This is a genomic window from Noviherbaspirillum agri, from assembly GCF_054780595.1.
In genome coordinates this window covers 280,383-305,237 of record NZ_BAAGWA010000004.1, presented here as the reverse complement: position 1 = coordinate 305,237, position 24,855 = coordinate 280,383, and the positions used below count along the sequence as shown (strand labels likewise).

At 58.2% G+C, this 24,855-nt stretch carries 20 protein-coding genes; 9 read left to right on the top strand and 11 right to left on the bottom strand.

Annotation, left to right across the window (positions count from 1 at the left end):
* The first annotated feature begins 162 nt into the window (after positions 1-162).
* From trxB to ACYVIA_RS09575, 3 genes are all read left to right on the top strand, one after another.
* On the top strand, positions 163-1,119 hold the full coding sequence (gene trxB / locus ACYVIA_RS09585) for a thioredoxin-disulfide reductase (RefSeq protein ID WP_460840198.1): 957 nt from the start codon (positions 163-165) through the stop codon (positions 1,117-1,119).
* 75 nt (positions 1,120-1,194) lie between these two features.
* Positions 1,195-1,833: a Smr/MutS family protein gene (locus ACYVIA_RS09580; protein WP_460840196.1), complete on the top strand. Its 639-nt coding sequence runs from the start codon at positions 1,195-1,197 to the stop codon at positions 1,831-1,833.
* Between the two features lie 115 nt (positions 1,834-1,948).
* Positions 1,949-2,551 carry a trimeric intracellular cation channel family protein gene (locus ACYVIA_RS09575; RefSeq protein WP_460840195.1) on the top strand — a complete coding sequence of 201 codons (603 nt, stop codon included), beginning with the start codon at positions 1,949-1,951 and terminating at the stop codon, positions 2,549-2,551.
* Between the two features lie 31 nt (positions 2,552-2,582).
* Here ACYVIA_RS09575 and ACYVIA_RS09570 read toward each other — a convergent pair whose 3' ends face one another.
* Entirely contained in the window at positions 2,583-2,921 is a 339-nt protein-coding gene (locus ACYVIA_RS09570) for a P-II family nitrogen regulator (protein ID WP_460840193.1), read from the bottom strand.
* Positions 2,922-2,940: 19 nt separating this feature from the next.
* A complete protein-coding gene (locus ACYVIA_RS09565; protein WP_460840191.1) occupies positions 2,941-4,554 on the bottom strand; it encodes an NAD+ synthase in 1,614 nt (537 codons plus the stop codon).
* Between the two features lie 51 nt (positions 4,555-4,605).
* Between ACYVIA_RS09565 and ACYVIA_RS09560 the strand changes: the two genes are divergently transcribed.
* Positions 4,606-5,754 (top strand): GNAT family N-acetyltransferase, encoded by a 1,149-nt coding sequence (locus ACYVIA_RS09560; RefSeq protein ID WP_460840189.1) that lies wholly within the window; start codon positions 4,606-4,608, stop codon positions 5,752-5,754.
* A 98-nt stretch (positions 5,755-5,852) separates the two neighbouring features.
* Positions 5,853-6,908, top strand: coding sequence for a serine/threonine-protein kinase (locus ACYVIA_RS09555; protein WP_460840188.1), 1,056 nt, complete (start codon positions 5,853-5,855; stop codon positions 6,906-6,908).
* A gap of 80 nt (positions 6,909-6,988) precedes the next feature.
* Here ACYVIA_RS09555 and ACYVIA_RS09550 read toward each other — a convergent pair whose 3' ends face one another.
* The 6 genes from ACYVIA_RS09550 to hemC all read right to left on the bottom strand — a co-directional run bounded on the left by ACYVIA_RS09550 (position 6,989) and on the right by hemC (position 13,642).
* Positions 6,989-8,593, bottom strand: a complete 1,605-nt coding sequence (locus ACYVIA_RS09550; RefSeq protein WP_460840186.1) for an HDOD domain-containing protein — start codon at positions 8,591-8,593, stop codon at positions 6,989-6,991.
* Positions 8,594-8,732: 139 nt separating this feature from the next.
* Positions 8,733-9,272 carry an inorganic diphosphatase gene (gene ppa, locus ACYVIA_RS09545; protein WP_460840185.1) on the bottom strand — a complete coding sequence of 180 codons (540 nt, stop codon included), beginning with the start codon at positions 9,270-9,272 and terminating at the stop codon, positions 8,733-8,735.
* 173 nt (positions 9,273-9,445) lie between these two features.
* Positions 9,446-10,642 carry a heme biosynthesis HemY N-terminal domain-containing protein gene (locus ACYVIA_RS09540; RefSeq protein WP_460840183.1) on the bottom strand — a complete coding sequence of 399 codons (1,197 nt, stop codon included), beginning with the start codon at positions 10,640-10,642 and terminating at the stop codon, positions 9,446-9,448.
* A 2-nt stretch (positions 10,643-10,644) separates the two neighbouring features.
* Positions 10,645-11,772, bottom strand: a complete 1,128-nt coding sequence (locus ACYVIA_RS09535; protein WP_460840182.1) for a uroporphyrinogen-III C-methyltransferase — start codon at positions 11,770-11,772, stop codon at positions 10,645-10,647.
* A 2-nt stretch (positions 11,773-11,774) separates the two neighbouring features.
* Positions 11,775-12,566: a uroporphyrinogen-III synthase gene (locus ACYVIA_RS09530; RefSeq protein ID WP_460840180.1), complete on the bottom strand. Its 792-nt coding sequence runs from the start codon at positions 12,564-12,566 to the stop codon at positions 11,775-11,777.
* A gap of 128 nt (positions 12,567-12,694) precedes the next feature.
* Complete coding sequence (hemC, locus tag ACYVIA_RS09525; RefSeq protein ID WP_460840179.1) at positions 12,695-13,642, bottom strand: hydroxymethylbilane synthase; 948 nt, start codon at positions 13,640-13,642, stop codon at positions 12,695-12,697.
* A gap of 137 nt (positions 13,643-13,779) precedes the next feature.
* On the opposite strand from hemC, the gene ppc reads away from it, so the two are divergent.
* Positions 13,780-16,641, top strand: a complete 2,862-nt coding sequence (gene ppc, locus ACYVIA_RS09520; RefSeq protein ID WP_460840177.1) for a phosphoenolpyruvate carboxylase — start codon at positions 13,780-13,782, stop codon at positions 16,639-16,641.
* Between the two features lie 57 nt (positions 16,642-16,698).
* On the opposite strand, the gene ACYVIA_RS09515 is transcribed toward ppc, so the two are convergent.
* The gene (locus tag ACYVIA_RS09515; RefSeq protein WP_460840176.1) at positions 16,699-17,493 is read right to left on the bottom strand and encodes a LytR/AlgR family response regulator transcription factor; all 795 of its coding nucleotides are present in this window, start codon (positions 17,491-17,493) and stop codon (positions 16,699-16,701) included.
* Positions 17,490-18,539 carry a sensor histidine kinase gene (locus tag ACYVIA_RS09510; protein WP_460840174.1) on the bottom strand — a complete coding sequence of 350 codons (1,050 nt, stop codon included), beginning with the start codon at positions 18,537-18,539 and terminating at the stop codon, positions 17,490-17,492. Before ACYVIA_RS09510 ends, ACYVIA_RS09515 begins: the two co-directional genes overlap by 4 nt.
* Positions 18,540-18,605: 66 nt before the next feature.
* Here ACYVIA_RS09510 and argH point away from each other — a divergent pair, with 66 nt between their 5' ends.
* The 3 genes from argH (at position 18,606) to ACYVIA_RS09495 (ending at position 22,734) form a co-directional block, all read left to right on the top strand.
* On the top strand, positions 18,606-20,000 hold the full coding sequence (gene argH / locus ACYVIA_RS09505; RefSeq protein ID WP_460840172.1) for an argininosuccinate lyase: 1,395 nt from the start codon (positions 18,606-18,608) through the stop codon (positions 19,998-20,000).
* 448 nt (positions 20,001-20,448) lie between these two features.
* Positions 20,449-21,033 (top strand): TRAP transporter small permease subunit, encoded by a 585-nt coding sequence (locus ACYVIA_RS09500; RefSeq protein WP_460840170.1) that lies wholly within the window; start codon positions 20,449-20,451, stop codon positions 21,031-21,033.
* Between the two features lie 18 nt (positions 21,034-21,051).
* Positions 21,052-22,734, top strand: a complete 1,683-nt coding sequence (locus tag ACYVIA_RS09495) for a TRAP transporter large permease (RefSeq protein ID WP_460840168.1) — start codon at positions 21,052-21,054, stop codon at positions 22,732-22,734.
* A 647-nt stretch (positions 22,735-23,381) separates the two neighbouring features.
* On the opposite strand, the gene ACYVIA_RS09490 is transcribed toward ACYVIA_RS09495, so the two are convergent.
* Complete coding sequence (locus tag ACYVIA_RS09490) at positions 23,382-24,461, bottom strand: TRAP transporter substrate-binding protein (protein WP_460840167.1); 1,080 nt, start codon at positions 24,459-24,461, stop codon at positions 23,382-23,384.
* Positions 24,462-24,855: the final 394 nt, after the last annotated feature.

Below are 24,855 nucleotides of genomic sequence, written 5' to 3'. Positions count from 1 at the left end.
AGGTTCGACTATAATCTTAACCAGTTTTTCGAACGCAATACCGAATAAATCGGACGACGCTTGAAAATTCGCCTTTTGGCGACATTTGCAAGACACAGAAGCCCTTTTTGAGCGGCATTGAACGCTCATTCCCGACAAATTCCTTCACTTCACCACACTGCTATGGCAACCACCAAACACGCCCACGTACTGATTATCGGTTCCGGCCCGGCCGGTTACAGCGCCGCAGTTTATGCTGCCCGCGCCAACCTGAAACCTGTCCTGATCACCGGTGTCGAACAGGGCGGCCAGTTGATGACCACGACCGACGTTGAAAACTGGCCTGGTGATCCGATGGGTGTGCAAGGTCCGGAGCTGATGCAGCGCCTGCTGCAGCATGCAGAGCGCTTCAACACCGAGATCGTGTTCGACTATATTCACACTGCAAAGCTGAACGAGAAGCCGATCCGCCTGATCGGCGACAACGGCGAGTACACCTGCGACGCGCTGATCATCGCAACCGGCGCATCGGCACAGTATCTTGGTCTGCCTTCCGAGGAAGCCTTCATGGGCAAGGGCGTATCGGCGTGCGCCACTTGTGATGGTTTCTTCTACAAGAACCAGGACGTCGCGGTGATCGGCGGCGGCAACACCGCTGTCGAGGAAGCCCTGTACCTCGCCAATATTGCCAACAAGGTGACGCTGGTCCACCGCCGCGACAAGTTCCGCGCCGAGCCAATCCTCATCGACCGCCTGATGGCTAAAGTCGCCGAGGGCAAGATTGAACTGAAGCTCGACCACACGCTCGACGAAGTCACGGGTGATGACAGCGGCGTCACCGGCATCAGCATCAAGTCCACCAAGGATGGCAGCCTCAGCAAAGTGACGGTGCACGGCGTTTTCATCGCCATCGGGCACAAGCCGAACACCGGCATTTTTGAAGGTCAGCTCGAGATGCACAACGGGTACATCAAGACGCGCGCCGGAACGGAAGGCATGGCAACGGCGACCAACATTCCGGGCGTGTTCGCGGCCGGCGATGTGCAAGACCATGTTTACCGCCAGGCCGTCACCAGCGCCGGCACCGGCTGCATGGCTGCGCTCGATGCCCAGCGTTATCTGGAAAACCTGCAAGGCTGATACGGTTGCAGTAGAAAAGCAGTAAGCCGCCGCGTCGTTTTTCACAGTCGATGCGGCGGACTCAGGAAATGCATCATGTCTGGTTCGATCAAGGACTTCGCCGCACTGAAAGCCGTGCGCGCACAAATCAAGGCCCAGGAAGAAGCGCGCAAGGCAGCGGAGGAAGAGCGCCTGCGGCGGGAAAAGGAAAGTCGGCGTGATGCCGAGCTGTTCCGGCGCAGCGTCGGCGACGTCGCCCCGCTTCCTTCTCACGGCAAGGTCGAATCCAGTCATCCCCGCCCGCTTCCCATTCCGCGCCAGCGTATGGCTGACGAACAGGCGGCACTCGAAGAATCCCTGTCGGACGAGTTCAACGTTGATACCTTGCTCGACACCGACCACGAGCTCAGCTATGCACGGAGCGGCATCGGACCGGACATTCTGCGGCGGCTGCGGCGTGGCCACTGGGTCATCCAGGCGCAACTCGACCTGCACGGCATGCGACGTGAAGAAGCGCGCGAAGCACTCGCAGAATTTCTGCGCAATTCAGTCAAGCGCGGTATGCGCTGCGTGCGCATCATCCACGGCAAGGGCTTAGGTTCAATCAATAAAGAACCCGTGCTGAAGAACAAGGTTCGCAGCTGGCTGGTCCAGAAAGAGGAAGTCATCGCATTCTGCCAGGCCCGTGCGGCAGAAGGCGGATCCGGCGCGCTCGTGGTATTGCTGCAGGCGTAAATCCCCCCACCGGGTCGTGGCGAAGTACATGCGCCGATGCGACGGATTTCGATGCATCCTGTGCATTTGTCCTGCACCGCAGTATCATGCGGGACAAACAACTCCTGTACGCTGCATGTCCTTAATCAAGATCCTCGAAATCATGGCCATTCTTGTCGGCGCATTCTCGGGCTTTATCGAGGCGCGCAACAAGAAAATGGATGTGGCGGGCATCTTCACAGTAGCGTTCATCACCGCCTTCGGCGGCGGCACGCTGCGCGACATCCTGCTCGACAAGCGCCCGCTGTTCTGGGTCACGCATCAGGAGTACGCAATCCTGATTTTCCTGCTTTCTCTCGTGGCAGTGCCCGCCATACGTGCGGTACACAGGTTTTTTTCTCAAAGGCTGATTGTGACGGCCGATGCGTTGGGTCTGGGACTGTTCTCCATTGTCGGTGTATCCCAAGCGCTGGAGGCCGGGATGCCGATCTTCATTGCATCGATGATGGGAGTAATTACGGGGATATTCGGCGGCATATTGCGCGATATCGTCTGCAACGAAGTGCCGATGGTCCTGCGTGACGGCAGGCCTTATGCGATCTGTTCGTTCGCGGGATGCTGGATGTACCTGCTGATGCAAAAATCCGGCGTGCCGCCGGATTTTTCGTTGTGGTCAAGCGCACTCACCATTACTGTGCTGCGCCTGGTGACCTGGGCCAAGGGCGTTCGGCTGGAATAGTCGAACGTCAGCGGCACGGGCGGCCACCGAATCAGACGGCGTCTGCGCCGGTTTCACCCGTACGGATGCGGATGACCTGCTCCACTTCGCGCACGAAGATCTTGCCGTCCCCGATCTTGCCGGTACGTGCCGCCTTGATGATGGCATCGATTGCCTGATCCACCAGTTTGTCGTCGATCACCGCTTCAATCTTCACTTTCGGCAGGAAATCGACCACATACTCGGCACCACGATACAACTCGGTATGCCCTTTCTGGCGGCCGAACCCCTTGACTTCAGTTACCGTCAAGCCGTTGATGCCGATCTCGCCCAAGGCTTCTCGCACCTCGTCCAGCTTGAACGGCTTGATGATTGCAGTAACCAGCTTCATAAAAACTCCTTATTGAATATCACTCGCGAAACTTTGAAGTAATCGGATAACGCCAGTCGCGACCAAAGGCGCGGTGCGTGACGCGGATTCCGACCGGCGCCTGACGCCGCTTGTATTCGTTAATTTTAATCAAACGCGTTACTCGCTCGACATCCTCGCCACGATACCCGGCAGCAATGATCTCTGCAATGCTATGGTTCTCTTCCATATACATCTGCATGATGGCGTCGAGCACCTCATACGGCGGCAGTGAATCCTGGTCGGTCTGATTCGGGCGCAGCTCAGCCGAAGGTGCGCGCGTGAGGATACGCTTCGGGATCACATCGGAAATAGAATTGCGGTAATCGCAGAGCTTGTAAACCAAGGTCTTGGCGATGTCCTTGATAACGGCAAAGCCGCCGGCCATGTCGCCATACAACGTACAGTAGCCGACTGCCATTTCACTCTTGTTTCCCGTCGTCAGCACAATCGAACCATATTTGTTCGACAAGGCCATCAGGATTGTGCCGCGGATGCGCGCCTGGATGTTTTCTTCCGTCGTGTCTTCCTGCAGCCCTCTGAACTCATTTGCCAAGGTCTTGCGGAATGCATCAAAGCAATCAACGATGGGAATTTCGTCGTAGCGCACACCGATCCGCTGAACCATCTCGCGCGAATCAATCCAGGAAATTTCGGCGGTATAAGGTGATGGCATCATCACCGCGCGCACTTTGTCCGCCCCGAGCGCATCGACTGCGATTGCCAGCGTGAGGGCTGAATCGACGCCGCCTGACAAGCCGATGATGGCCCCGGGGAAGCCATTCTTGCCAATATAGTCGCGTACGCCAAGCACAAGCGCCTGATACACCAGCGCTTCGATTGGCAGTTCTGGCGCCAGATAACCACCCCTCGGTTGTCCGTTTTCGAATTCCACGAGCTGCAGGTCTTCCTCGCAATGCTTCATCTGCATGCAGACCGTGCCGAGTGTATCCATCACAAAGGAATTGCCGTCGAAGATCAGCTCGTCCTGCCCGCCAACGAGATTGGCGTAGACGAGCGGCATGCCCTCCCCTGTGACATTCGTGCGCATCATCTCATAACGCAGGTACTGCTTTTTCATGTGGAAAGGCGAGCCGTTCGGCACCAGCAAGACCTGCGCGCCGGCCGCTTTTGCACGGCTCGGTGCATGTACGAACCACGTGTCCTCGCATATATTGATGCCGAAGCGCACGCCTTTTACGTCGAATACAAATGGCTCGTCAGCGGACGAGAAATACCGCTTTTCGTCGAATACGGTGTCGTTGGGCAGATCGTGCTTGCGGTAAGTGCCGAGCATCTTGCCATTGACGATGACAGAGGCAGCATTGAACCGTTTCCCATCCTGCAGAACGGGGTGGCCCACGACCACATGCACGTCATTGAGGTCTGCCAGCTCCTTGGCGAGTACCTCGAACTCCTGGGCAGTTTTTGCGTAGAATGAATGGCGCAGCAGGAGGTCTTCCGGCGTATAACCGGTCAAGGACAACTCCGGTGTCAATACAATGTCCGCTCCTTGTGCAGCGGCACGGCGGGAAAACTCCACGATTTTTGCACGATTGCGGGCGAAGTCGCCGACGGTGCTGTTGATTTGGGCAATGGCAACTTTGACTGTCATGATCAATGAACTGATCCTTCTGCGGATCAGGAAAAGCATTAATTATCCACAGTGAATTATCGCACGCGAATCGTTTCCTCTCTTTCCGAAATCGGCGAGCCGGCATGGAATGAGCTGGTCGGCACACAGGCGGACGCCAACCCGTTCCTCTCCTATGCCTTCCTCCATGCACTGCACGACACCGGCTGTGCATCGCCGGATACCGGATGGCAGGCCCAGTATCTGACCTTGTGGCGCGAAGCCGGCAACGAGCTCCGCCTCGATGCGGCCATGCCGCTGTATGTCAAATACCATTCCTACGGCGAGTACGTGTTCGATTGGGCCTGGGCGGACGCCTATCGGCGCAACGGCATGAAGTACTACCCCAAGCTGTTGTCGGCGATTCCCTTCACGCCGGTCGCCGGCAGCCGCCTGCTTGCCCGCGATGACGCGGCCGAGAAGGAATTGATTTCAGCCTTGTGCCGTTTGCAGGAGAACAGCGCGCTGTCGTCGACACACATCCTGTTTTCTCCTGAAGAGCAGGCGAGAAAACTCGAGGCAGCGGGATTCATGCTGCGTACAGGCGTCCAGTTCCACTGGACCAATCCTGGTTATTCCGATTTCGACGACTTCCTGTCCACGCTGGATCGCAAGAAGAGAAAGAATATCCGCGCCGAGCGCCGCAAGGTCCATGGCGCAGGTATCCGCTTTCGCCACATTCCCGGCAACGAAGCAAGCGAAGCCGACTGGCGGTTCTTCAAGCGTTGCTATGACAGTACTTATGCGGCGCATTATTCGACGCCTTACCTCAGCCTCGATTTCTTCCGGCGCATCGGCATCACCATGCCAGAACATTTATTGCTCATTGTCGCCGAACGAGACAACAAACCGGTTGCCAGCTCGCTGGTAATGCACGACGAACGCACTCTGTATGGACGTTACTGGGGTGCCGTTGAAGATGTCCCGTGCCTGCATTTCGAGACGGCCTATTACCAGCCTCTCGAATTCTGCATCACGCACAGGATCGCCGGCTTCGAAGGCGGCGCGCAAGGGGAACACAAGATGGCGCGCGGCTTCCTTCCAAAGAAAACCTGGTCCGCCCACTGGCTCGCCCACCCGGCATTCGCCGATGCCATCGACCGCTTCCTGCAGCAGGAGACTGGGGATATCGCGGCATACATCGACGAACTGGACGAGCGCAGCCCCTTCAAGGTAAGGTAACTTCTATGTGTCGATGATCCAGGCAGAACTGCATCGATAAGACAAGTACATGCGTAACTTCTTGCCAAAGGCTGCGCTTCGCGGCATGCTTTGGCATCATGACAGCACAGCACGCCGCAACGCGAACAAATGCCAGCCCCGCCGTTACCAGGGTAGGCCGCTTCTACCTGACCCGTGAACTTGGCCGTGGCACTGTAGGATGCGTTTATCTCGGCCACGATCCTGTACTCGATCGCGACATTGCGATCAAGACCTTCAATCCGCGTTTGACCCCCGCCGAACGCAGCCGCTATGAGAGCCAGCTCATCAACGAAGCGCGCGCAGCGGGACGCCTCTCCCATCCGCACATCGTCACGATTTACGAGGCATCGAGCGAAGGCGGCACGACCTATATTGCGATGGAATACCTGCAGGGGCGCGGACTGCACAGGCTCCTCGAAAGCGGACATCGCTTTACACCAGACGAGGTCGCATGGATCATCTGGAAGCTGGCTGAGGCGCTAAGTTATGCGCATCAGCGCGGCGTTGTCCACCGCGACGTCAAACCCGCCAATATCTTCATGGTGAACGACGAGCATCCGAGACTGATCGATTTCGGCATTGCCCGGGCACCGAATCGGATCGCTGAGCAGCCAGTCAGCGACGAAGAACACTTCACCTTGTACCATCCCGACAAAATGCTCGGCACGCCCAATTACATGTCGCCTGAGCAGGCACTTGGCAAGCCGGCAGACGAACGTTCCGACATTTACGCGCTCGGCGCGGTAATGTTTGAAATGCTGGCCGGTCGCACGCCATTTCGCTCCGATAGCGCACATAAGCTCCTGCAGCAGATCGCATACAAGGCACCGCCGGCGCCGCATGAGATCGATGCGAAGATTCCGATCGCCCTGTCGGAGATAGTAATGCGCGCAATGAGCAAGCGCCCGGAAAAGCGTTACCAGAATGCAGAGCAGATGGCACTCGACCTGCGGCGCTATGTCATAAAGCAGCGCCGCACGCATCAGCGCATTCAACTTGCTCTTGCACCTCTCGCGTCACCGGAACCGCGCCGCGCACCACCCGCCATGCGTCGTCAACTGCGGTGGATTGCCGTGCTGTCGCTAGGTGTGGCGGCACTCGGTGCACTCACCGCGATCCGCCTGCTACGCTGACGAATGGCTCAGCGCCTCCTTGCGAGTGGCTCAACTCGATATCGAGTTAGGTACGCCCGCGATGGCACACCGAAATCGGTTTAACGGGGATTCAACGCTACCAGGACCTGCCCCTTCAGCGTCTTGATCAGCGACGTTTCATCGCTTGGCACACCCTCCACGGCGGGTTGTGCACGATCCGCATAAAACAGCCCCAGCTGTTTCTTCTGCACGACGAGCGGCAATACGATGAAGCTGCGCGCGTCCGGAAGCAAGGCCCGATGCCAGGCAGGCAGCAGGTTGTGGATCTTCGGCGCAGTCGCATCGGAAATCATCAGGTCGGCATCATTCTCCAGCGCCAGATGAAACAGGTCACGCGATGACGCGATCGGAAAGACGAATCCTGCCTGTCGCTCGGTACTCTTTTCCCCGATCGCCAGCCTTGCGCGGAACTGGTGAGTGCTAACGTCTTTGAGGCACACGGTCGCAAAACGGAACCCCATGCTGCCGTAGAGTGTTTCCAGCACCAGGAGTATCAGGTCGTTCACCTTGCAGCGGCCGGATGCCATCATTTGCGTGACATCCTGCACGCCTGCGAGAAGAAGATCACGTGCATTGACGGGCTTGCCGCTGGGATGGCGCTCGATGATTTGTAACTGCGGCGTATCCTCGTGCGCATCCAGCAGCAATTCACCGGGCAAATCCGCCACCGGAGACCCTGCCTGCTCTTGCGACGCGTTCTCGGTCGACTCTGGATGCTCGTCTGCATGCAGCACAAGATCTGCTGTGCTCGCAAGCACCTGCGTTTCTTCGGCGACATCAGCCAGCAGCTGCGTCAGCTTTCCATAGTCAAGCCCAAGCGCACCGCCAAAGCGCGTCAGCACCGCCTTGCTTGCCGCATCCTGGCTGGCGCCCGGCTTTCCGGAAACAAGGCGGGCAGCAGCAGAGCTGAATGCCGCAACCTGCTGCAGCCATTCCTGTCTTGCCTTGGCCGGTTTCAGCACGCCCGATGGCAGGGGCGACTGCGCCTGTACGATGGAGTCCGGCATGTTCCATTCGCGCAGGACGGCATCACCCAATAACTCGAAACTGCAACCGAGAATCTGCATCGATGCCTGCGGAGGCGTATGGGTGCCTTCTTCGACAAGGGCAATGATCTTGCTGTAAGACTCATGGTCGTGCGCAGCGACCAAAAGCCTGCCGATGTTCTTGAACAAGGCAGCGATGGATGCTTCTTCGGCGTTCTTGAACTGGCTGCGTCGTGACATTTCGCGCCCGAGGATGCTTGCGCACAGCGCATGGCCGAGCTCGTTGCGGACGCTTTTTGCGTGTTTGCCGGGCATGCTGTCAACCAACAGCATCGCAAGCGCAATGGTTTTCACCGTATCAAAACCGAGCAGGAAGATCGCCTTTGACACCGTCGTTACCGACGTTCCGGATGCCGTGCGATAGGAAACGGTATTGGCGATGCGGAGGATTTTCTGGGTCAGTGCAACATCGGAAAGAATGAAGTGGGCCAGATTGCGTACCGCCTCGTCATTCGAAGATGTCATTTGGATAACGCGGGAAACTGAACTTCCCAAGGCTGGCAGATCAGCCTCCTCGCCGATTTTTTGCAGCAACCGGTTGCGCGCACTACGTGGGGAATCTTCATCAACCCCGAATCCGGCGTCAGGTTTGCTTGGCGCTGAATTATGTGAAACCACGTGCAGATACTCCAATGTGTGCAGACGCAAGCGCTCATGATGACGTATCCCGCAGAAATTGTCGATGTGACGCTGATGCTCTGCGCGAAATAAAAAAGCGCACCGTGGGTGCGCTTTTGATTTGCTTCGAAAGCAAGATTTACTTGCTGTGTTCCTTGTTGTAGTTTTCGACGCCGGCCATGATTTCGGCTTTCGCTTCCTCTGGGCCGAACCATCCCTCAATCTTGACCCACTTGCCCTTCTCGAGATCCTTGTAGTGCTCGAAGAAATGCTGGATCTGATGCAGGCGCATCTCGTTCATGTCTTCCGGCTTTTGCCAGCGACTATAGAGCGGCAGGACCTTGTCGACCGGGACTGCCAGCAGTTTTGCATCGCCGCCAGCCTCATCCTTCATCTTCAGCACGCCGATCGGACGGCAACGCACTACGACGCCGGGAATCAGCGGGAACGGCGTAACCACCAGGACGTCAACCGGGTCACCATCGTCGGAGATGGTTTGCGGAATGTAACCGTAATTGCACGGATAATGCATTGCAGTGCCCATGAAGCGATCTACGAAAATCGCGCCGGTTTCCTTGTCAACTTCATATTTGATCGGATCGGCATTCATCGGGATTTCGATGACGACGTTGAAATCATCGGGCAGATTACGTCCGGCTGGTACGTTGCTCAAACTCATGATGCTCTCTCAAAGGTAAAGAAAATTTTGCAACCGCAGATTATATCGGTTTTCGTTCGGCGTTCGTGCATTGCAGCACGCGAAGTGGCGTAACGGCGGTGAATTGTTTTCGGTAGCCTGCGATGCAGGAAACTTCGTGAGGAATTTGCAGACGGACGCGCAACAATTTCCGCCTATAGTACGGATGCCAGTGCACATTGGCGGTAATGCGCCGCAGCCTGCTCCGGCTGGCTGAGCGCCTCATGCAACTGCGCCAGCTTCAGGTGTGCCTCGCGCACGGTTTCCGGTGAAGTTGCGGAGGACAATGCCTCTTCCAGATGACGCTGAGCCTTGCCCCACAACTTCTGCCTCAGGCAAAGTGCACCAAGCGTCAATGCAAGTTCAGCATCGGTCGGCCGGGACTTTAGCCACTCCTCGCAGTGTTCGATCTGCGCCAGCAATGCCGCCGAACCTTCGTTGCCGGCAGAATTGCCATACGCGCGAACGAGACGCTCATCCCATTCGACTGCAAGCGCATTTTCTACAACCTGCCGCGCCTCGTCATGCAAACCCTTCCCATTGAACGAATTCGCTGCCCGGATTGCGACAAACGGCTTCACACGGTCTTCATTCGGAATGGACGCCCAGATACGCTGGATCGACTCGGCATCGTGTGCCTGCTTCGTCAGCAAGTCCTCATAGGCCAACTCTCGCAGGCGTCGCGATAAAGCAGGATGGAGTGCGTTGCGCTTGTCCAGCAGCCGCACGAGTCGCAGGACTTCCGGCCAATTCTTTCCACGCTGGTTGGCCTTCAAGGCAAGACGCAATGCGTGGATATGGCGGGTGCCGCTGGAATTCAATTCACGCACGGCTTCGAGTGCGTGTTCCGCCTCGTGTCCGTCGACCCACAACTCGATTGCCGTCATCAAACGCGCGGTCTTGAGCGATTGATCATCCTGAATCTTCGCCAGCCAGGCATCACGGCGTTCGGCTTGCCCCATCCGGTGTGCGGCACGCGCAGCAATCAGCACCGCGAGTCCGGCATTGTCAGGACTGTCGATGGCGCGGGACGCCGCCTTTTCTGCGTGGCCGAAACGGCCTTCGAAAAGAGCCTTCAGTGCATCGCGCAACGCACGGTTGCCCTCGCGCTCGCGCTTATCACGGCGATATGCGGCGACACGTTGCGGCATTTCCCTGGTGCTTCGGATCGCGCCAATAATCAGGTACAGCGCGACGAACAGCAGTGCCAACAGCAACAGGAAGAAATTCAGCGACAAGTCAATCCGGTACGGCGGATAGAAGAAGACGACGTTGCCGGGGTTGAAACGCGCGCCGACCGCGAGTCCGATCGCGGCAGCAAACAGGATGAGCAGCGAAAGAAAAATGCGCATCGTTATGGCTTCGCCTTGTAGTTACGCACGGCGTTCAGGCTTTCGGCCAGCGTGGGCATCTCAATGGACAGATTGCTTGCCTGCACCTGGCGTAGCAATGCCTGTGCGGTTTGCGTTTGCTTGGCACGAGTATCGAAATACCTTGCGATCGCATCTTGTGCGGCAATCAGGTCGCTGCGGAAAGCAGCCTCGTTGCGGGTCAGCAGCGCGAGGCGAGCATTCAGCAGGCGCAGCTTCAGGTTTTCGCGTGCATAGTAGGCTTGCGACGGCGAGAGCAGCAGCGCATCAGGCACATCGACATTGCGCACGCGGATAAGCTGCCGGACTTCGCCCCACATCTCGCTCGTCCAGCTGTGCCATGCATTCTCGAGGCTGGCGAGCCAGTCAGCCCGATCCGATGGCTTGTCTTCAACGGCGGCTGCCTCGGCGTTCTTCTGCGCACGGCGCGAGACCTTTGGCTCCGTCGCCGGCATTGCGGGCTTTTCGTCAGACAGCAGCGGCATGCCGTCGATCTGGCCAATCACACTATCGAGGCGAAGCGCGATGCCGGTCATGTCAACGACTGGCAATGACTTGAGCAACTCGAGATCCTTGGCGATCGCGCGGCGAATGATGATGAACTGAGGTTTGTCCGAACGCGACAATCGGTTGTCCGCATTCTGCAATGCGATCACCGCCCCCTGGATATTGCCCGCCAGCTGGAGCTGCTGGCTTGCCGTCGACAATACCTGTTCAATTTCGGCCAGCGCCCAGTCATCGCGGCTCCTCGACAGCTCCTGGTACAGCTGCTCCAGTGCAAGCTGCTGGCTTTGCGCTTCGACCTGCTTGCTCTCGAGTACGTTGACCTTCGCTTGTACCTCCTTCATGCTGTCCTGCACCGATTGGACAACGACCTTGGTTTCGGTCGCCATCATTTCGCCACCTTTAAGGCGTTGTGCCAGGTCCTGGCGCAGGTCTCCGATTTCCCGCTGCGTAGTCCACCACTGGACGCCAAGAAGGACAAGCAGGAGACCAATGGCGCCGTAGAGCAGCGTGTTGGCCGATGTACCGGCATGCGGCCGTGGGAGCGCGGCAGGTTTCAATGGCACCGAATCAGGCTGCGGAGTTGAGGAAGGTGGCAATTCGTTCATGCTCAAAATTGTAACGCGGCTAATAGTTGATCGTCGCCGGAACCGGTCTGTACAAGCCTGTCGAAACCGAGTTCGCGCGCGGATTCTGCGATCCGGACATGCGGCACGATCAGTGTCTGCTGTTGCATCTTCAGCAAACCGGAATCACCGGCAATGTCTCGCACCATCTGCATCAGGATGCGCAACGCCTCAGAGCTTGTAATTATCCAGTCGCATTGTGTATCAAGCAGGTGCGCCAGCTGCATCTTGCCTGCGGCGTCCAATACGGGAGCCGCTCGTCGATACGCTGCGACCGTCTCCACCTGCACTCCCTTTTCGCGCAGGGCGTCTGCCAGCAACTCTCTTCCAGTCTCCCCTCGCACGATCAGGACCCGCTTGTTCCGCAGCGACTCGATATCCAGCACTTCGAGCAGTGTTTGCGAATCGGTCCGATGCGGATCGACCGGGCTCACGATGGTCGTATTCGCCGGAGTCAAACCATGCTTTGCTAGCGCGGCTTTGCTGCCCTCGCCGACCACCGCGATCGTGACGTGTGCCGGCCAGGCGTCCAGCAGTGCAAAAGCAGAATTGATTGCGTTCGGGCTCACGAAGGCCACCATTGCATACTGACCGAGTCCTTCGAGGACCGGACGCAGTTGGCTCTGGTCGGGCAATGGCAGGATATCCAGGAGCGGAAAGACGATGGCTTCGCGTCCCGTAGCACTGATGCGCTGCGCCAGCGGCGTGGCTTGTGCCAGCGGGCGCGTAATCACTACTGGGCGGACTGCGGGGCGTGCATTACGGTCTGTCATCATGCGAAAGGAATTGGGTGCCTGTCATGTTGTCCGACAGTGCACTCTGACGCTCGGCATCTGCACACTGTCGAACAGGGATCGCTCGTCAAATCGCCGCGATACCGGCGCCGGACTACTCCAGCCGGACGTCAGCCGGCATCCATTGCCCTGCATGCAGCAAGGATGTCGTCTGCGCCCTGCGCCTGCAATGCCTGGGCGATCTGACGGCCGAGTGCCTCGGGTGCATTCGTCGGCCCTTCGGCCTCGGCACTGGCGATGCGCTTGCCGTCGGGCGTCGCCACCATTGCGCGCAACCGCATCGATGCACCGTTGACGGTTGCAAATGCGGCGAGGGGAATCTGGCAGCTTCCACCGAAGATGCGCGACACCGTGCGCTCGGCGGCGACCGCTTGCGCAGTCGCTTCGTGATTGAGCGGTGCAAGCACCTGCTTCAGGTCATCGCGACCTTCGAGAATCTCGATGGCCATTGCACCCTGTCCAGGTGCAGGAAGGCTTTGCTCCGGTTCGATCAGTGCGCGAATGCGCTGCGGCATGCCGAGGCGCTTCAGACCGGCAGCGGCAAGGATGATGGCCGCATACTCGCCGCGATCCAGCTTGCCGAGGCGGGTATCGAGATTGCCGCGCAGCGGACGGATGACCAGTTTGGGGAATCGTGCAGCGATTAACGCTTGCCGACGCAGGCTGCTGGTGCCGACAATCGCACCATCAGGCAACTCGTCGAGCGAGGCATAGTTATTGGAGACGAAAGCGTCGCGCGGATCTTCCCTGTCGAGGACAGCAGCGAGTGCAAATCCTTCAGGCAACTCCATCGGAACATCCTTGAGCGAGTGCACGGCCAGGTCAGCGCGTTTCTCGGCCATCGCCACTTCGAGTTCCTTCACGAACAGACCTTTGCCGCCCACCTTGGAAAGGGCGCGATCGAGAATCTGGTCGCCTTGGGTAGTCATGCCGAGAATCTCGACACTACACTGTGGATATAATGCCAAAAGCCTGTCGCGGACGTGCTCTGCTTGCCACATCGCCAGGCGGCTTTCGCGCGAGGCAATGACTAATTTTGATGGAGGGGATACTTTCACGAGGCGCTCTTTCGATTTTCTTGGATGCTAATCGCATCATCCGCGGATTCTATCATGCGTATGTTCGCAAATCGTGCCTCAAAGCCACATCCGCTTCCCCTTCTGCCCTCCTAGAAAACTGATTGCAAACATTCAACATGGCAAGAAAAAATGATATGCCACCGGCCATCGCAAAACCATCTTCCGACAAAGACGCGCCGTTAAAGGAAGACATCCGCCTGCTTGGCCGCCTGCTGGGCAATGTGCTGCGGGAACAGGAAGGCGAAACTGTATTCCAGGTGGTCGAAACGATCCGCCAGACCGCAGTACGCTTTCGCCGCGAATCGGATGCGCAGTCCGGTGCCGAGCTGAACAAATTGTTGAAGAAACTGACGCGCGACCAGACGATTTCGGTGGTTCGCGCATTTTCCTATTTCTCGCATCTGGCAAACATTGCCGAAGACCAGCACCACAACCGGCGCCGTCGTGCCCACCTGCTGGCCGGTTCCGCTCCGCAGCAAGGCAGCATCGCCTATGCGTTGGCCCGTCTGGATGATGCCGGCGTATCGGGCAATGCCGTGCGCAACTTTTTCAAGGAAGCGCTGATATCACCGGTGCTGACCGCCCATCCGACTGAGGTGCAGCGCAAGAGCATCCTGGACGCCGAACGGGAGATCGCCCGCCTGCTGGCTGAACGCGACCATCCATTGACGCCCAAGGAGATGGCGCGCAATAGCGAACTGCTGCATGCCTGCATCGCGACCTTATGGCAGACCCGCATGCTGCGCTACACGAAACTGACCGTCGCCGACGAGATCGAGAATGCGCTGTCGTATTACCGCATTACCTTCCTGCGCGAATTGCCGAATCTCTACGAGGACATCGAATGCGAGATCGCTTCGCACTTCCCGCAGCGCCATGGTACGAACGAAAAGGAAATGCCTCCATTTCTGCAAATGGGGAGCTGGATCGGCGGTGATCGCGACGGCAACCCCAACGTCAATGCCGGCACGATGCGGCATGCGCTGGTCCGGCAATCAACGGCAATCTTCGATTTCTACCTTGACGAAGTACATGCGTTGGGCGCAGAGCTTTCGATTTCCACACTTCTGGTCGGCGTGAGTCCGGAACTGCTGGCATTGGCCGAAACGTCTCCGGACCATTCCTCACATCGCACCGACGAACCTTATCGTCGCGCACTGATCGGCCTGTATGCGCGCCTTGCCGCCACGGCGCGCACGCTCGGCGTGGCGCATGTGCTGCGGCAGGAGGTCGCTCCTGCCGCTCCCTACGCGAACGCCGCCGAATTCAGCCGCGACCTGCAAATCCTCGTTGATTCACTGCGCTCCCATCACGGCGCGATGCTGATCAAGCCACGTCTGGCCGCGCTCAAGCGTGCGGCCGAGATCTTCGGATTCCATCTGGCGACCCTGGACATGCGGCAGAGTTCCGACGTGCATGAGAAGGTGCTGACCGAATTGTTCTCCCGTGCCAAGGAGCATGCGGACTACGCGTCGCTGCCGGAAGAAGAAAAGGTGGCGCTCCTGCTGGAAGAATTAGGCAAGCCGCGCCTGCTGTATTCGCCCTATCTCGACTATTCCGCCGAGACGGCCTCGGAGCTGACGATTCTGCAAACCGCGCGCGAAATCCGGCAACGCTATGGCGACCGCGCCATCCGCAACTACATCATTTCGCACACGGAAACCGTTTCCGACCTGCTCGAAGTCCTGCTGCTACAGAAGGAAACCGGCCTGCTGCACATGGAATGGGATGCGAGCACGGGGCAGGTGGCCGATGCCCGCATGGAACTGATGGTCATCCCGCTGTTCGAAACCATTCCCGACCTGCGCTGCGCGGCGCAGATCATGGAACGCTTCATGGCCCTGCCCCAGGTGCGGCACCTGATCGAACGGCAGGGCGACCTGCAGGAAGTCATGCTCGGCTATTCCGACTCCAACAAGGACGGTGGCTTCCTGACGTCGAACTGGGAGCTGTACAAGGCAGAGAACCGCCTGGTCGACTTGTTCGACAGTGCGGGTGTAAAGCTGCGCCTGTTCCATGGCCGCGGCGGCACGGTTGGACGTGGCGGCGGACCAAGCTATGAGGCGATCTTGGCGCAACCCGCCGGCACGGTGAACGGCCAGATCCGCCTGACCGAGCAGGGAGAGATCATTGCCTCGAAGTTCTCCAATCCCGAGATCGGCCATCGCAACCTGGAGCTGCTGGTCGCAGCCACACTGGAAGCGAGCCTGGCGCCGCACGCGAACGAAGGCAAACAGGCGAAGAGGCTTGTCGCCTTTGAAAGCGTGATGGAAAAACTCTCGGAACGCGCCTACCGTGCCTACCGCAACCTCGTGTATGAAACACCTGGCTTCACCGACTATTTCTTCTCCGCGACATCGATTGCAGAAATTGCAGAGCTCAACATCGGTTCACGCCCAGCCTCACGCAAGTCCACGCGCCGCATCGAGGACCTGCGGGCGATCCCATGGGGATTTTCATGGGGGCAGTGCCGCCTGCTGCTGCCGGGCTGGTATGGCTTCGGTAGTGCCGTTACGTCATGGCTGGATGAAGGTGGCGAACCGAAGGATCACAAGAAGCGCCTCGCGCTGCTGCGCGCAATGCTGAAGGAATGGCCTTTCTTCGCCACGCTCCTGTCCAACATGGACATGGTGCTTGCCAAGACCGACCTTGCCGTCGCGTCGCGCTATGCGGAGCTGGTAAGCGACAAGAAGCTGCGCAACAGCATCTTCAAGCGCATCGTGCAGGAGCATGAGCGCGCTTCCACCTGCCTGAGGATGATCACCGGCGCGAAAGTGCCGCTAGAAGGCAACCCGCTGCTGGCGCGCTCGATCAAGAACCGTTTCGCGTATCTCGATCCGCTGAATCACTTGCAGGTCGAATTGATCAAGCGCCATCGCGCTTCATCCGCGAGCGGAGTCAAGATGGACGAACGGGTGCGCCGCGGCATCCACCTGTCGATTAACGGCATTGCTGCAGGTTTGCGCAATACCGGCTGACAACGCAGAAAGAAAAACGCGGACCTGAATGTCCGCGTTTTTCACCGATGATGGAGCTTATCGAACCAAGGCCTTGATCACAGGCCACTGCCGCCGCGAAATCGGCAGGCGCTCATCCACGTCGCGCAGGATGACCTGCCACGACTCCTGCGCCTTCTCATTGTCTCCATCGCCATCGGCGTTATTGACGCCTTTTTCCACACCGACGATGGCATTGCGGGCGACGAGGGCATTGCGGTGTACGCGCACGAAATTCGCCTTCATTTCTTCTTCAATGGACGTCAGGGACTCTTCCAGCAGATAGTCTTGCGTTCTCGTGCGCAGCGTCACGTACTTCAGTTCCGCCTTGAGATAAATGACATCGGCCACCGGCACCAGCAGCACACGGCCTCGCTCTTGCACGGAAAAATGCTGGCGCACGGTATTCAGGACGTTCGCCGCACCGGCGAGCGCTTCACCTTGCGATGCTGCCGGACCGCGCATGCCGCAAACGCGACGGATCGCCTCCGCCAAGCGCGACGCGCGTACGGGTTTCAGCAGGTAATCCAGCGCATGTACTTCGAAGGCTTTCAAGGCGTATTCATCATAGGCGCTGACGAATACGATGGCGGGAGCCGGTGTCGCATTCTTCATCAGGTGGGCGGCAAGTTCAATGCCGGTCATGCCCGGCATTTGCACATCCAGCAGCACGATGTCCGGCTTTGCCATCGCGATGCCATCCAGCGCCCGTTGCGCCTGGTCCGCCTCGCCCACCAGCTCATGCGGGCATTCCGCCGCTATATCCGAGAGCAAGGTCTTCAGCCGGGCACGCGCCGGCGCTTCGTCATCGACAATGAAAAGCCGCGGTTTCATCCAGTCCCCTTCACATACGGAAAGCGCAGCCGCACTTCAAAGAATCCACGCGCGACCGTTGTTGTTAATTGTGCTTCGACATCGTACAACAGCGCCAGCCGCTCGCGAATGTTATCCAGCGCCATGTGGTTTCCTTGCCCCGCTTCCGCGTTCGGATGATACGGATTCACCACAACAATCTGAAGGCGGTCGAGCGCGCGGCTCACATGGATTTGGATCTGTACCGGTTGCGTGGAAGGCTCGACGCCGTAATGAACGGCGTTTTCCAGAAGCGGTTGTAAAAGCAGCAACGGAATTTGCGCTTTACGCAACACACTGTCGCTGATGTTCTCCGCGCGCCACTGCACTTGCAGGCGCTCGCCGAGCCGGATCTTCTCGATCGACAGGTACTGCCGGCACAACCGGATCTCGTTCTCCAGCGTCGTCATGCTGCGCGGGTCGCTCATGAATACGCGGAACAAGTCTGCCAGGTCCTCCAGCGCGTTTTCCGCTCGACGCGGCTCATCACGAATCAGGGCCAGGACCGCATTAAGGCTGTTGAACAGGAAGTGCGGCCGGATGCGCGCCTGCAGCGCCTGCAGGCGCGCCTCGACCAGTGCAGGGGAATAGGCGCGCGTGCGCAATTCAAAATAATGCTGAAACGCGGCTCCCATCACACCGCCTGTCACCACGCCTTTCAACACTGTCATTTGCCCAAAGGTCCCGAGCAGCCAGTCGATCGAAGCAAAAAAGTGGATGACCAACGCGGTCACAGCGGCGGGAGTCGCAGCGCAGGCAACACGCTGCAGCCATGGAGACACTGTGCCGGCGCCTTGCGCGCGCTCCAGCAAACGTCGCAGTCCACACACGGCGAACAGCGACCACAGGCTTGCCATTTCGATCACCATTGACGCTTCGACGAAGGTGGACAGGCCTGCGCGCAGGTCAGGAGCTTGCGCGAGGATGCCGATGAACGCAGCGGCGTTCACGCCCAGCAGCGTGCGGCATACCACGCCGATATTGCAACAATCCGGCACGACGATTTCGGTCGGCTTGTTTGCATTCATTGTGGTTGTAGGTGGCGGCATGAGGGGGAGCTTGTTCTATAATCGCGTATTCACCGGGATTCAATTATGACAGCACAACTTTCCAAAAAAAGCGAGGCCTGGTCGGCCCGCTTTTCCGAGCCGGTCTCCGACCTCGTCAAACGCTACACCGCCTCCGTCTTCTTCGATAATCGCATGGCCGATGCCGATATCCAGGGCTCGCTGGCACATGCAGAAATGCTCGCGCACCAGGGCATCATCAGCGCGCAGGATTATGCCGACATCCAGCGCGGCATGGCACAGATCCAGTCCGAGATCGCATCCGGCAAGTTCGAATGGCTGCTGGATCTGGAAGACGTCCATCTGAACATCGAGAAGCGCCTGACTGAACTGGTCGGCGACGCCGGCAAGCGCCTGCATACCGGCCGCTCGCGCAATGACCAGGTGGCCACTGACATCCGCCTTTACATGCGCGCCGCCATTGACGGCATCAGCGATCTGCTGCGCGACCTGCGCCTGGCCCTGCTGGACCTGGCCGAACAGCATGCCGATACCATCCTGCCCGGTTTTACCCATATGCAGGTGGCACAACCGATCACCTTCGGCCATCACATGCTGGCCTATGTCGAGATGTTTGGCCGCGACGCAGAACGCATGGCTGACTGCCGCAAGCGCGTCAACCGCCTGCCGCTCGGCGCTGCCGCACTGGCCGGCACCACGTTCCCTATCGATCGCGAACGTGTCGCGAAGACGCTCGGTTTCGACGACGTCTGCCGCAATTCGTTGGACGCTGTGTCGGATCGCGATTTCGCCATCGAATTCTGCGCCGCAGCAGCGCTGGTGATGACGCACATTTCCCGCATGTCGGAAGAACTGGTGATCTGGATGAGCCCGCGCGTGGGCTTCATCGATATCGCTGACCGCTTCTGCACCGGCTCGTCGATCATGCCGCAAAAGAAAAATCCGGACGTACCGGAACTGGCACGCGGCAAGACAGGTCGCGTCAATGGCCACCTGATCGGCCTGCTGACCCTGATGAAAGGCCAGCCGCTGGCCTACAACAAGGACAACCAGGAAGACAAGGAACCGCTGTTCGACACCGTCGACACCGTCACCGATACGCTGCGTATCTTCGCCGACATGGCGCGCGGCATCACGGTCAAACCGGAAGCGATGCGCTCTGCTGCACTGCAAGGCTATGCGACGGCAACCGATCTCGCCGACTACCTCGTCAAGAAAGGTCTGCCCTTCCGCGACGCGCATGAAGCTGTCGCCCATGCAGTGCGCGCCTGCGAACAACGTGGCTGCGACTTGACCGACTTGTCGCTGGACGAGCTGCGCGCATTCTCCCCGCTGATCAATGATGACGTCTTCAACGTGCTCACGCTGGAAGGCTCGGTTGCTTCCCGCAATCACATTGGCGGCACTGCACCCGTGCAGGTCCGCGCCGCCATTGCGCATTTGCGCAGCCAGTTAGGCTAATCCGCACTACCCCGCTGCGTCGATCAGTAACGGCCGACGCAGCATCCCCTCGCAGCGCATCCCAGTAATCAGATAATTTCCCCCATTCATCAGAAGACCTGCACGAGACATTGATCGCGTCGTGCGATCGCTTTTTCGTCCGACATTCGTCCCGGATGCGGGCAGCACAGACATGTCCCCATGAAGGGCAAAAAAAATCCATCGAATGTCCATACGTGTTAACACGTAAAAATCACGAAAAAATGCACAAAAATGAGGCAAAACTCGGGCAAAAAAATTCACCTTTTTGAGCACTGCATGAAAAGAATACCGCGCCCTGTCTAATTGTTCGCAGGAAAGATGAAATGACATATACTGCGGCAAAACCAAAAAATCCCCATGATTCTAGGATGTCGGTCACACTAACCGCGTGATCGATACAACGATTTTTCATAATTGGAGACACACCATGTCTTTCTTGCTTTCCTTATCGAGGCTCATTGATAAGCTCAATGAAAAGATAGGGCTCACCATCAGCTGGGCTTTGTTTGTCGCGGTGCTCATCTGTACCGGTAACGCTCTGGTTCGGTACATCTTCCATACAAGCTCAAATGCTTGGCTCGAAATCCAGTGGTATCTGTTCTCCGCAGTTTTCCTGCTTGCGACCTCGTATACCCTGCGCCGCAATGAGCATGTCCGCATCGACGTCGTCGTGGGCAGGTTCTCCAAGCGCACACAAGTCTGGATCGATATCTTCGGATTCCTGTTCTTCCTGCTTCCCATCACCATCATCATTCTGTATTACGCCGTGCCTTACGCATGGCTGTCGATCCAGAACCAGGAGGTCTCCAGCAATGCAGGCGGCCTGATCATCTGGCCGGCGAAATTGTTGATTCCTGTTGGCTTCCTGCTGCTGGCCCTGCAAGGATTCTCTGAACTGATCAAGCGTATCGGCTACCTGCAAGGCAAGGTGGATGCCAGCGAGTTCGAAAAGCATGGCGCCAATCCTCAAGAAGAAATCGAGGCGATCAAAGCCGCGAACAAACTCAACTGATCGTCGGAGACACAAAAAATGGAGCAGTTTCTCATTGCGAATATGGCGCCGATCATGTTCGGCGCCCTGGTGGTATTCCTGCTATCGGGCTTCCCGGTCGCATTTGCGCTTGCCGCGAACGGCCTGTTTTTCGGCTTGCTGGGCATTGAACTCGGCCTGCTGAAGCCCGAATTGTTGCAGGCGCTGCCGAACCGCATCTACGGCATCATGGCCAACGATACGCTGCTGGCAATTCCGTTCTTTACCTTCATGGGCCTGATCCTGGAACGCTCGGGGATGGCGGAAGACCTGCTTGACACGATTGGTCAATTATTTGGTCCGATTCGTGGCGGTGTGGCCTATGCCGTGATTTTCGTCGGCGCCCTGCTGGCGGCAACGACAGGTGTGGTGGCTGCCTCAGTGATTTCGATGGGCCTGATCTCGCTGCCGGTCATGATGCGCTATGGCTATGACAAGAAGCTCGCGACGGGTGTTATTGCCGCGTCGGGGACGCTGGCACAGATCATCCCACCATCGCTGGTGCTGATCGTGATGGCCGATCAGCTTGGCCGTTCCGTTGGCGACATGTACAAGGCCGCCTTCGTACCGGGTCTGCTGCTGACCGCAATGTATGCCGGTTGGGTCTTGTCGGTATCGATTTTCAAGCCGCATGCCGTCCCTGCCCTGCCGCCGGAAGCACGCAACCTGCGCGAGCCGAACGGCAAGAGCGGCGTCGTGTCCCTGTTGGTCCTGCTCGCCGCCGCAATCGGCGTATCGTATGCGTTTGCCACGTATTACAGCTCGACGCACCCGAAAGCCGCGTCCGATGAAGTCGGCATCTATTCCGCATCCGTCGGCATCGTTGGCGCATTCATCGTCGCGCTGCTTAACCGCAAGCTGGGCCTCGGCATGCTGTCGCGCATGGCTGAAAAAGTCGTGTTCGTACTCGTTCCGCCGCTCGCGCTGATCTTCCTGGTGCTGGGCACGATCTTCGTCGGTATCGCAACGCCGACTGAAGGCGGCGGTATGGGCGCATTCGGTGCGCTGATCCTGGCAATGATGAACCGTCGCCTGTCCTGGTCGCTGATGAAGCAGGCAATGGATTCCACCACCCGTCTGTCGTGCTTCGTGCTGTTCATCCTGATCGGCTCGTCCGTATTCGGCCTGACCTTCCGTGCGGTCAACGGTGACCTGTGGGTCGAGCACCTGCTCACCTCACTGCCGGGCGGCCAGATGGGCTTCCTGATCGTGGTGAACATCCTGTTCTTCGGCTTGGCGTTCTTCCTCGACTTCTTTGAGCTCGCGTTCATCCTGGTGCCGCTCGTCGGGCCGGTCGCGGAGAAACTGGGTATCGACCTGATCTGGTTCGGCATCCTGCTCGGCGTGAACATGCAGACCTCGTTCATGCACCCGCCGTTCGGCTTTGCGTTGTTCTATCTGCGGTCGGTAGCGCCAAAGGAGGTCAAAACTTCAGACATCTACTGGGGCGCCGTGCCCTTCGTGGCGATCCAGGTCATCATGGTAGGCCTGATCATCGCCTTCCCGGGCATCGTGTCGGTCGCCGAGAGGATCGATATGCAGGAACAGATCGAACTGAAGATCGACATCCCCATGCCTGGCGTGGGTGGTGAAATGCCGCAACTGGACTTCTCCACAGACAGTGAACCAACGGACAGCGAAGCCCCCCAGCTGAACTTCTCGACGGACGAAGAGAAGAAGTAAGCAAGACGACCTCCACGCCAACCCCGCATGGTTCTCCCTGCGGGGTTTTTTATTGCGCAAAGTCAGTGCGAAGCACCTGAGCACTGCAGGCAATCCGGTAACCTTGGATACCCGCCGGCGCATTTCCATGCCCGCATGAAGTTCTGTATTGCGCGCTCTGCCAGCGAGGCGCATTGTCGTGCTGTCATCTGGTAGATGTCGCGCTTCCCGTCATCGCGCTTGCCAACGCCATTCAGCCGCACTGCCAAACCTTTTTCAACGCAGGATCGATGAGGCCAACGGTGAAGTTGCTATCGAGAGGACTTGAGAAGGCTCGATGCCACACACCGATTCAGCACTGGCAGCGATTGTGCAATTGCTGCATGGTTTGTGCCGCAGCAACCTCGCTGGTTCCGAGTTCCAGGAAGGACGGTGTTGCACGCGTGATTCTTTGATTTTAGGTGTCGACGTCCCGTCGACCGCCTGGCCCGGGAAGCTCATGCTCGAATCGATTGCAGGAACGCGCTATCGCTGATCCAGCGTGACCTGCTATGCATTCGAAACATGCCGTTGCGCGGCAATCCACTGCAGCTGGGAGCAATCCGACAGGCAAAAAAAATCCGCCATGCTCGCGCATGGCGGATTTGCAGTCAGGTTCAGCCAAGCGGTTAGCGGCGGCTGATCATGAAGTTCTGCATTGGTGCTTCAACAACCGAGGCCCACTGGTTCTGGTCCTGGCGGAAGCGCTTCCACTGGTCGTAGATCTTCTTGAACTTGGCGTTCTTGCTGGCTTCTTCGTCGTTCACTTCGTTGGTCGCCTTCCAGCAGGCTTCCATGATCTCTTTCGAGAAGGTGCGCAGCTTGGCGCCGTTCTTCATCAAGCGGGCCAGAGCAGCCGGGTTCTTTGCGTCGTATTCAGCCTGCATCTGGACGTGCGCTTCATATGCGGCCGTTTCGATCGCGTACTGGTACTCCTTCGGCAGCTTTTCCCACTCCTTGATGCCAAGGTAGAAGGAGAACTGCGTGCTCGGTTCCCACCAGCCCGGTGTGTAGTAATTCGGCGCAACCTTGAACAGGCCGAGCTTTTCGTCGTCGTACGGACCGATCCATTCTGCAGCGTCGATGGTGCCCTTTTCCAGTGCAGGATAGATGTCGCCGGCCGCAATCTGCTGCGGCACGAGGCCGAGGCGGGCCAGCACGCGGCCGCCGTAGCCACCGACGCGCATCTTCAGGCCTTGAAGGTCCGCCACGCCCTTGATCTCTTTACGGAACCAGCCGCCCATCTGTGCGCCGCTGTTGCCACCCATGAAGTTGACGATGCCGTAATCCTTGTAGAACTCGCGCATCAGGGCCTTGCCGCCACCGAATTCCATCCAGGCGGTCTGCTGACGGGAGTTCAAGCCAAACGGTACGGAGCAGTCGAATGCGAACGTCGGATCCTTGCCGAAGAAGTAGTACGGCGCAGTGTGCGCCATTTCGACGGTGCCGGCCTGCACAGCATCCATGACCTGCAGCGCAGGAACGATCTCGCCGCCGGCGAACAGGCGGATGTTGAGCTTGTTATTGGTCAGTTGAGCGACGCGCTTGCAGAAGGTCTCGGACGCGCCGTACACGGTATCCAGCGTCTTGGGGAAGCTGGAAGCCATACGCCAGTTCAGCGTCGGCAGTGACTGCGCCAGTGCGGGAGCAGCGACTGCGCCAACCGACGCGCCAACTGCTGCCTTTTTCAGAAAGGAACGACGTTCCATTTTGTCTCCTTGGATTAAACATCATTAGCCATACGGACTCGTACGCAAGGTACATATAGGATCGCTATATGCTGGCAAAGATTGTATGAGCGTGACTATTGGATAGCAACCTGTGAACGCCTTGCATCGCACCATCACGCGCACGAAGTTTGACGGAAGATGAAAAATATTGATGCGCGGCGATTTCTGAGTAAGCTTCGCGTAAGCTACGCAGGAATTTCATAGAAAGAAAGACGTTTTTCGTCAGGTTGACGATTCATGCGTTCAGGGGTTGCTGAAAAATATTCAACGAATCTTCGCCTGCTTTTTTTGGTGAGCTCGTTATAACCGGCTTCTCGGTATATTGGTTGATCAGCCAGGTCTGCAAGTGCACGTGAGGCAGACAGAAAAGGCC

What these genes read in the sequence shown, in the direction of transcription:
- trxB (WP_460840198.1), top strand. Translation starts at nt 163, where the DNA reads ATGGCAACCACCAAACACGCCCACGTACTGATTATCGGTTCCGGCCCG.
- ACYVIA_RS09580 (WP_460840196.1), top strand. Translation starts at nt 1,195, where the DNA reads ATGTCTGGTTCGATCAAGGACTTCGCCGCACTGAAAGCCGTGCGCGCA.
- ACYVIA_RS09575 (WP_460840195.1), top strand. Translation starts at nt 1,949, where the DNA reads ATGTCCTTAATCAAGATCCTCGAAATCATGGCCATTCTTGTCGGCGCA.
- ACYVIA_RS09570 (WP_460840193.1), bottom strand. Translation starts at nt 2,921, where the DNA reads ATGAAGCTGGTTACTGCAATCATCAAGCCGTTCAAGCTGGACGAGGTG.
- ACYVIA_RS09565 (WP_460840191.1), bottom strand. Translation starts at nt 4,554, where the DNA reads ATGACAGTCAAAGTTGCCATTGCCCAAATCAACAGCACCGTCGGCGAC.
- ACYVIA_RS09555 (WP_460840188.1), top strand. Translation starts at nt 5,853, where the DNA reads ATGACAGCACAGCACGCCGCAACGCGAACAAATGCCAGCCCCGCCGTT.
- ppa (WP_460840185.1), bottom strand. Translation starts at nt 9,272, where the DNA reads ATGAGTTTGAGCAACGTACCAGCCGGACGTAATCTGCCCGATGATTTC.
- ACYVIA_RS09540 (WP_460840183.1), bottom strand. Translation starts at nt 10,642, where the DNA reads ATGCGCATTTTTCTTTCGCTGCTCATCCTGTTTGCTGCCGCGATCGGA.
- ACYVIA_RS09535 (WP_460840182.1), bottom strand. Translation starts at nt 11,772, where the DNA reads ATGAACGAATTGCCACCTTCCTCAACTCCGCAGCCTGATTCGGTGCCA.
- ACYVIA_RS09530 (WP_460840180.1), bottom strand. Translation starts at nt 12,566, where the DNA reads ATGATGACAGACCGTAATGCACGCCCCGCAGTCCGCCCAGTAGTGATT.
- ppc (WP_460840177.1), top strand. Translation starts at nt 13,780, where the DNA reads ATGGCAAGAAAAAATGATATGCCACCGGCCATCGCAAAACCATCTTCC.
- ACYVIA_RS09515 (WP_460840176.1), bottom strand. Translation starts at nt 17,493, where the DNA reads ATGAAACCGCGGCTTTTCATTGTCGATGACGAAGCGCCGGCGCGTGCC.
- ACYVIA_RS09510 (WP_460840174.1), bottom strand. Translation starts at nt 18,539, where the DNA reads ATGAATGCAAACAAGCCGACCGAAATCGTCGTGCCGGATTGTTGCAAT.
- argH (WP_460840172.1), top strand. Translation starts at nt 18,606, where the DNA reads ATGACAGCACAACTTTCCAAAAAAAGCGAGGCCTGGTCGGCCCGCTTT.
- ACYVIA_RS09500 (WP_460840170.1), top strand. Translation starts at nt 20,449, where the DNA reads ATGTCTTTCTTGCTTTCCTTATCGAGGCTCATTGATAAGCTCAATGAA.
- ACYVIA_RS09495 (WP_460840168.1), top strand. Translation starts at nt 21,052, where the DNA reads ATGGAGCAGTTTCTCATTGCGAATATGGCGCCGATCATGTTCGGCGCC.
- ACYVIA_RS09490 (WP_460840167.1), bottom strand. Translation starts at nt 24,461, where the DNA reads ATGGAACGTCGTTCCTTTCTGAAAAAGGCAGCAGTTGGCGCGTCGGTT.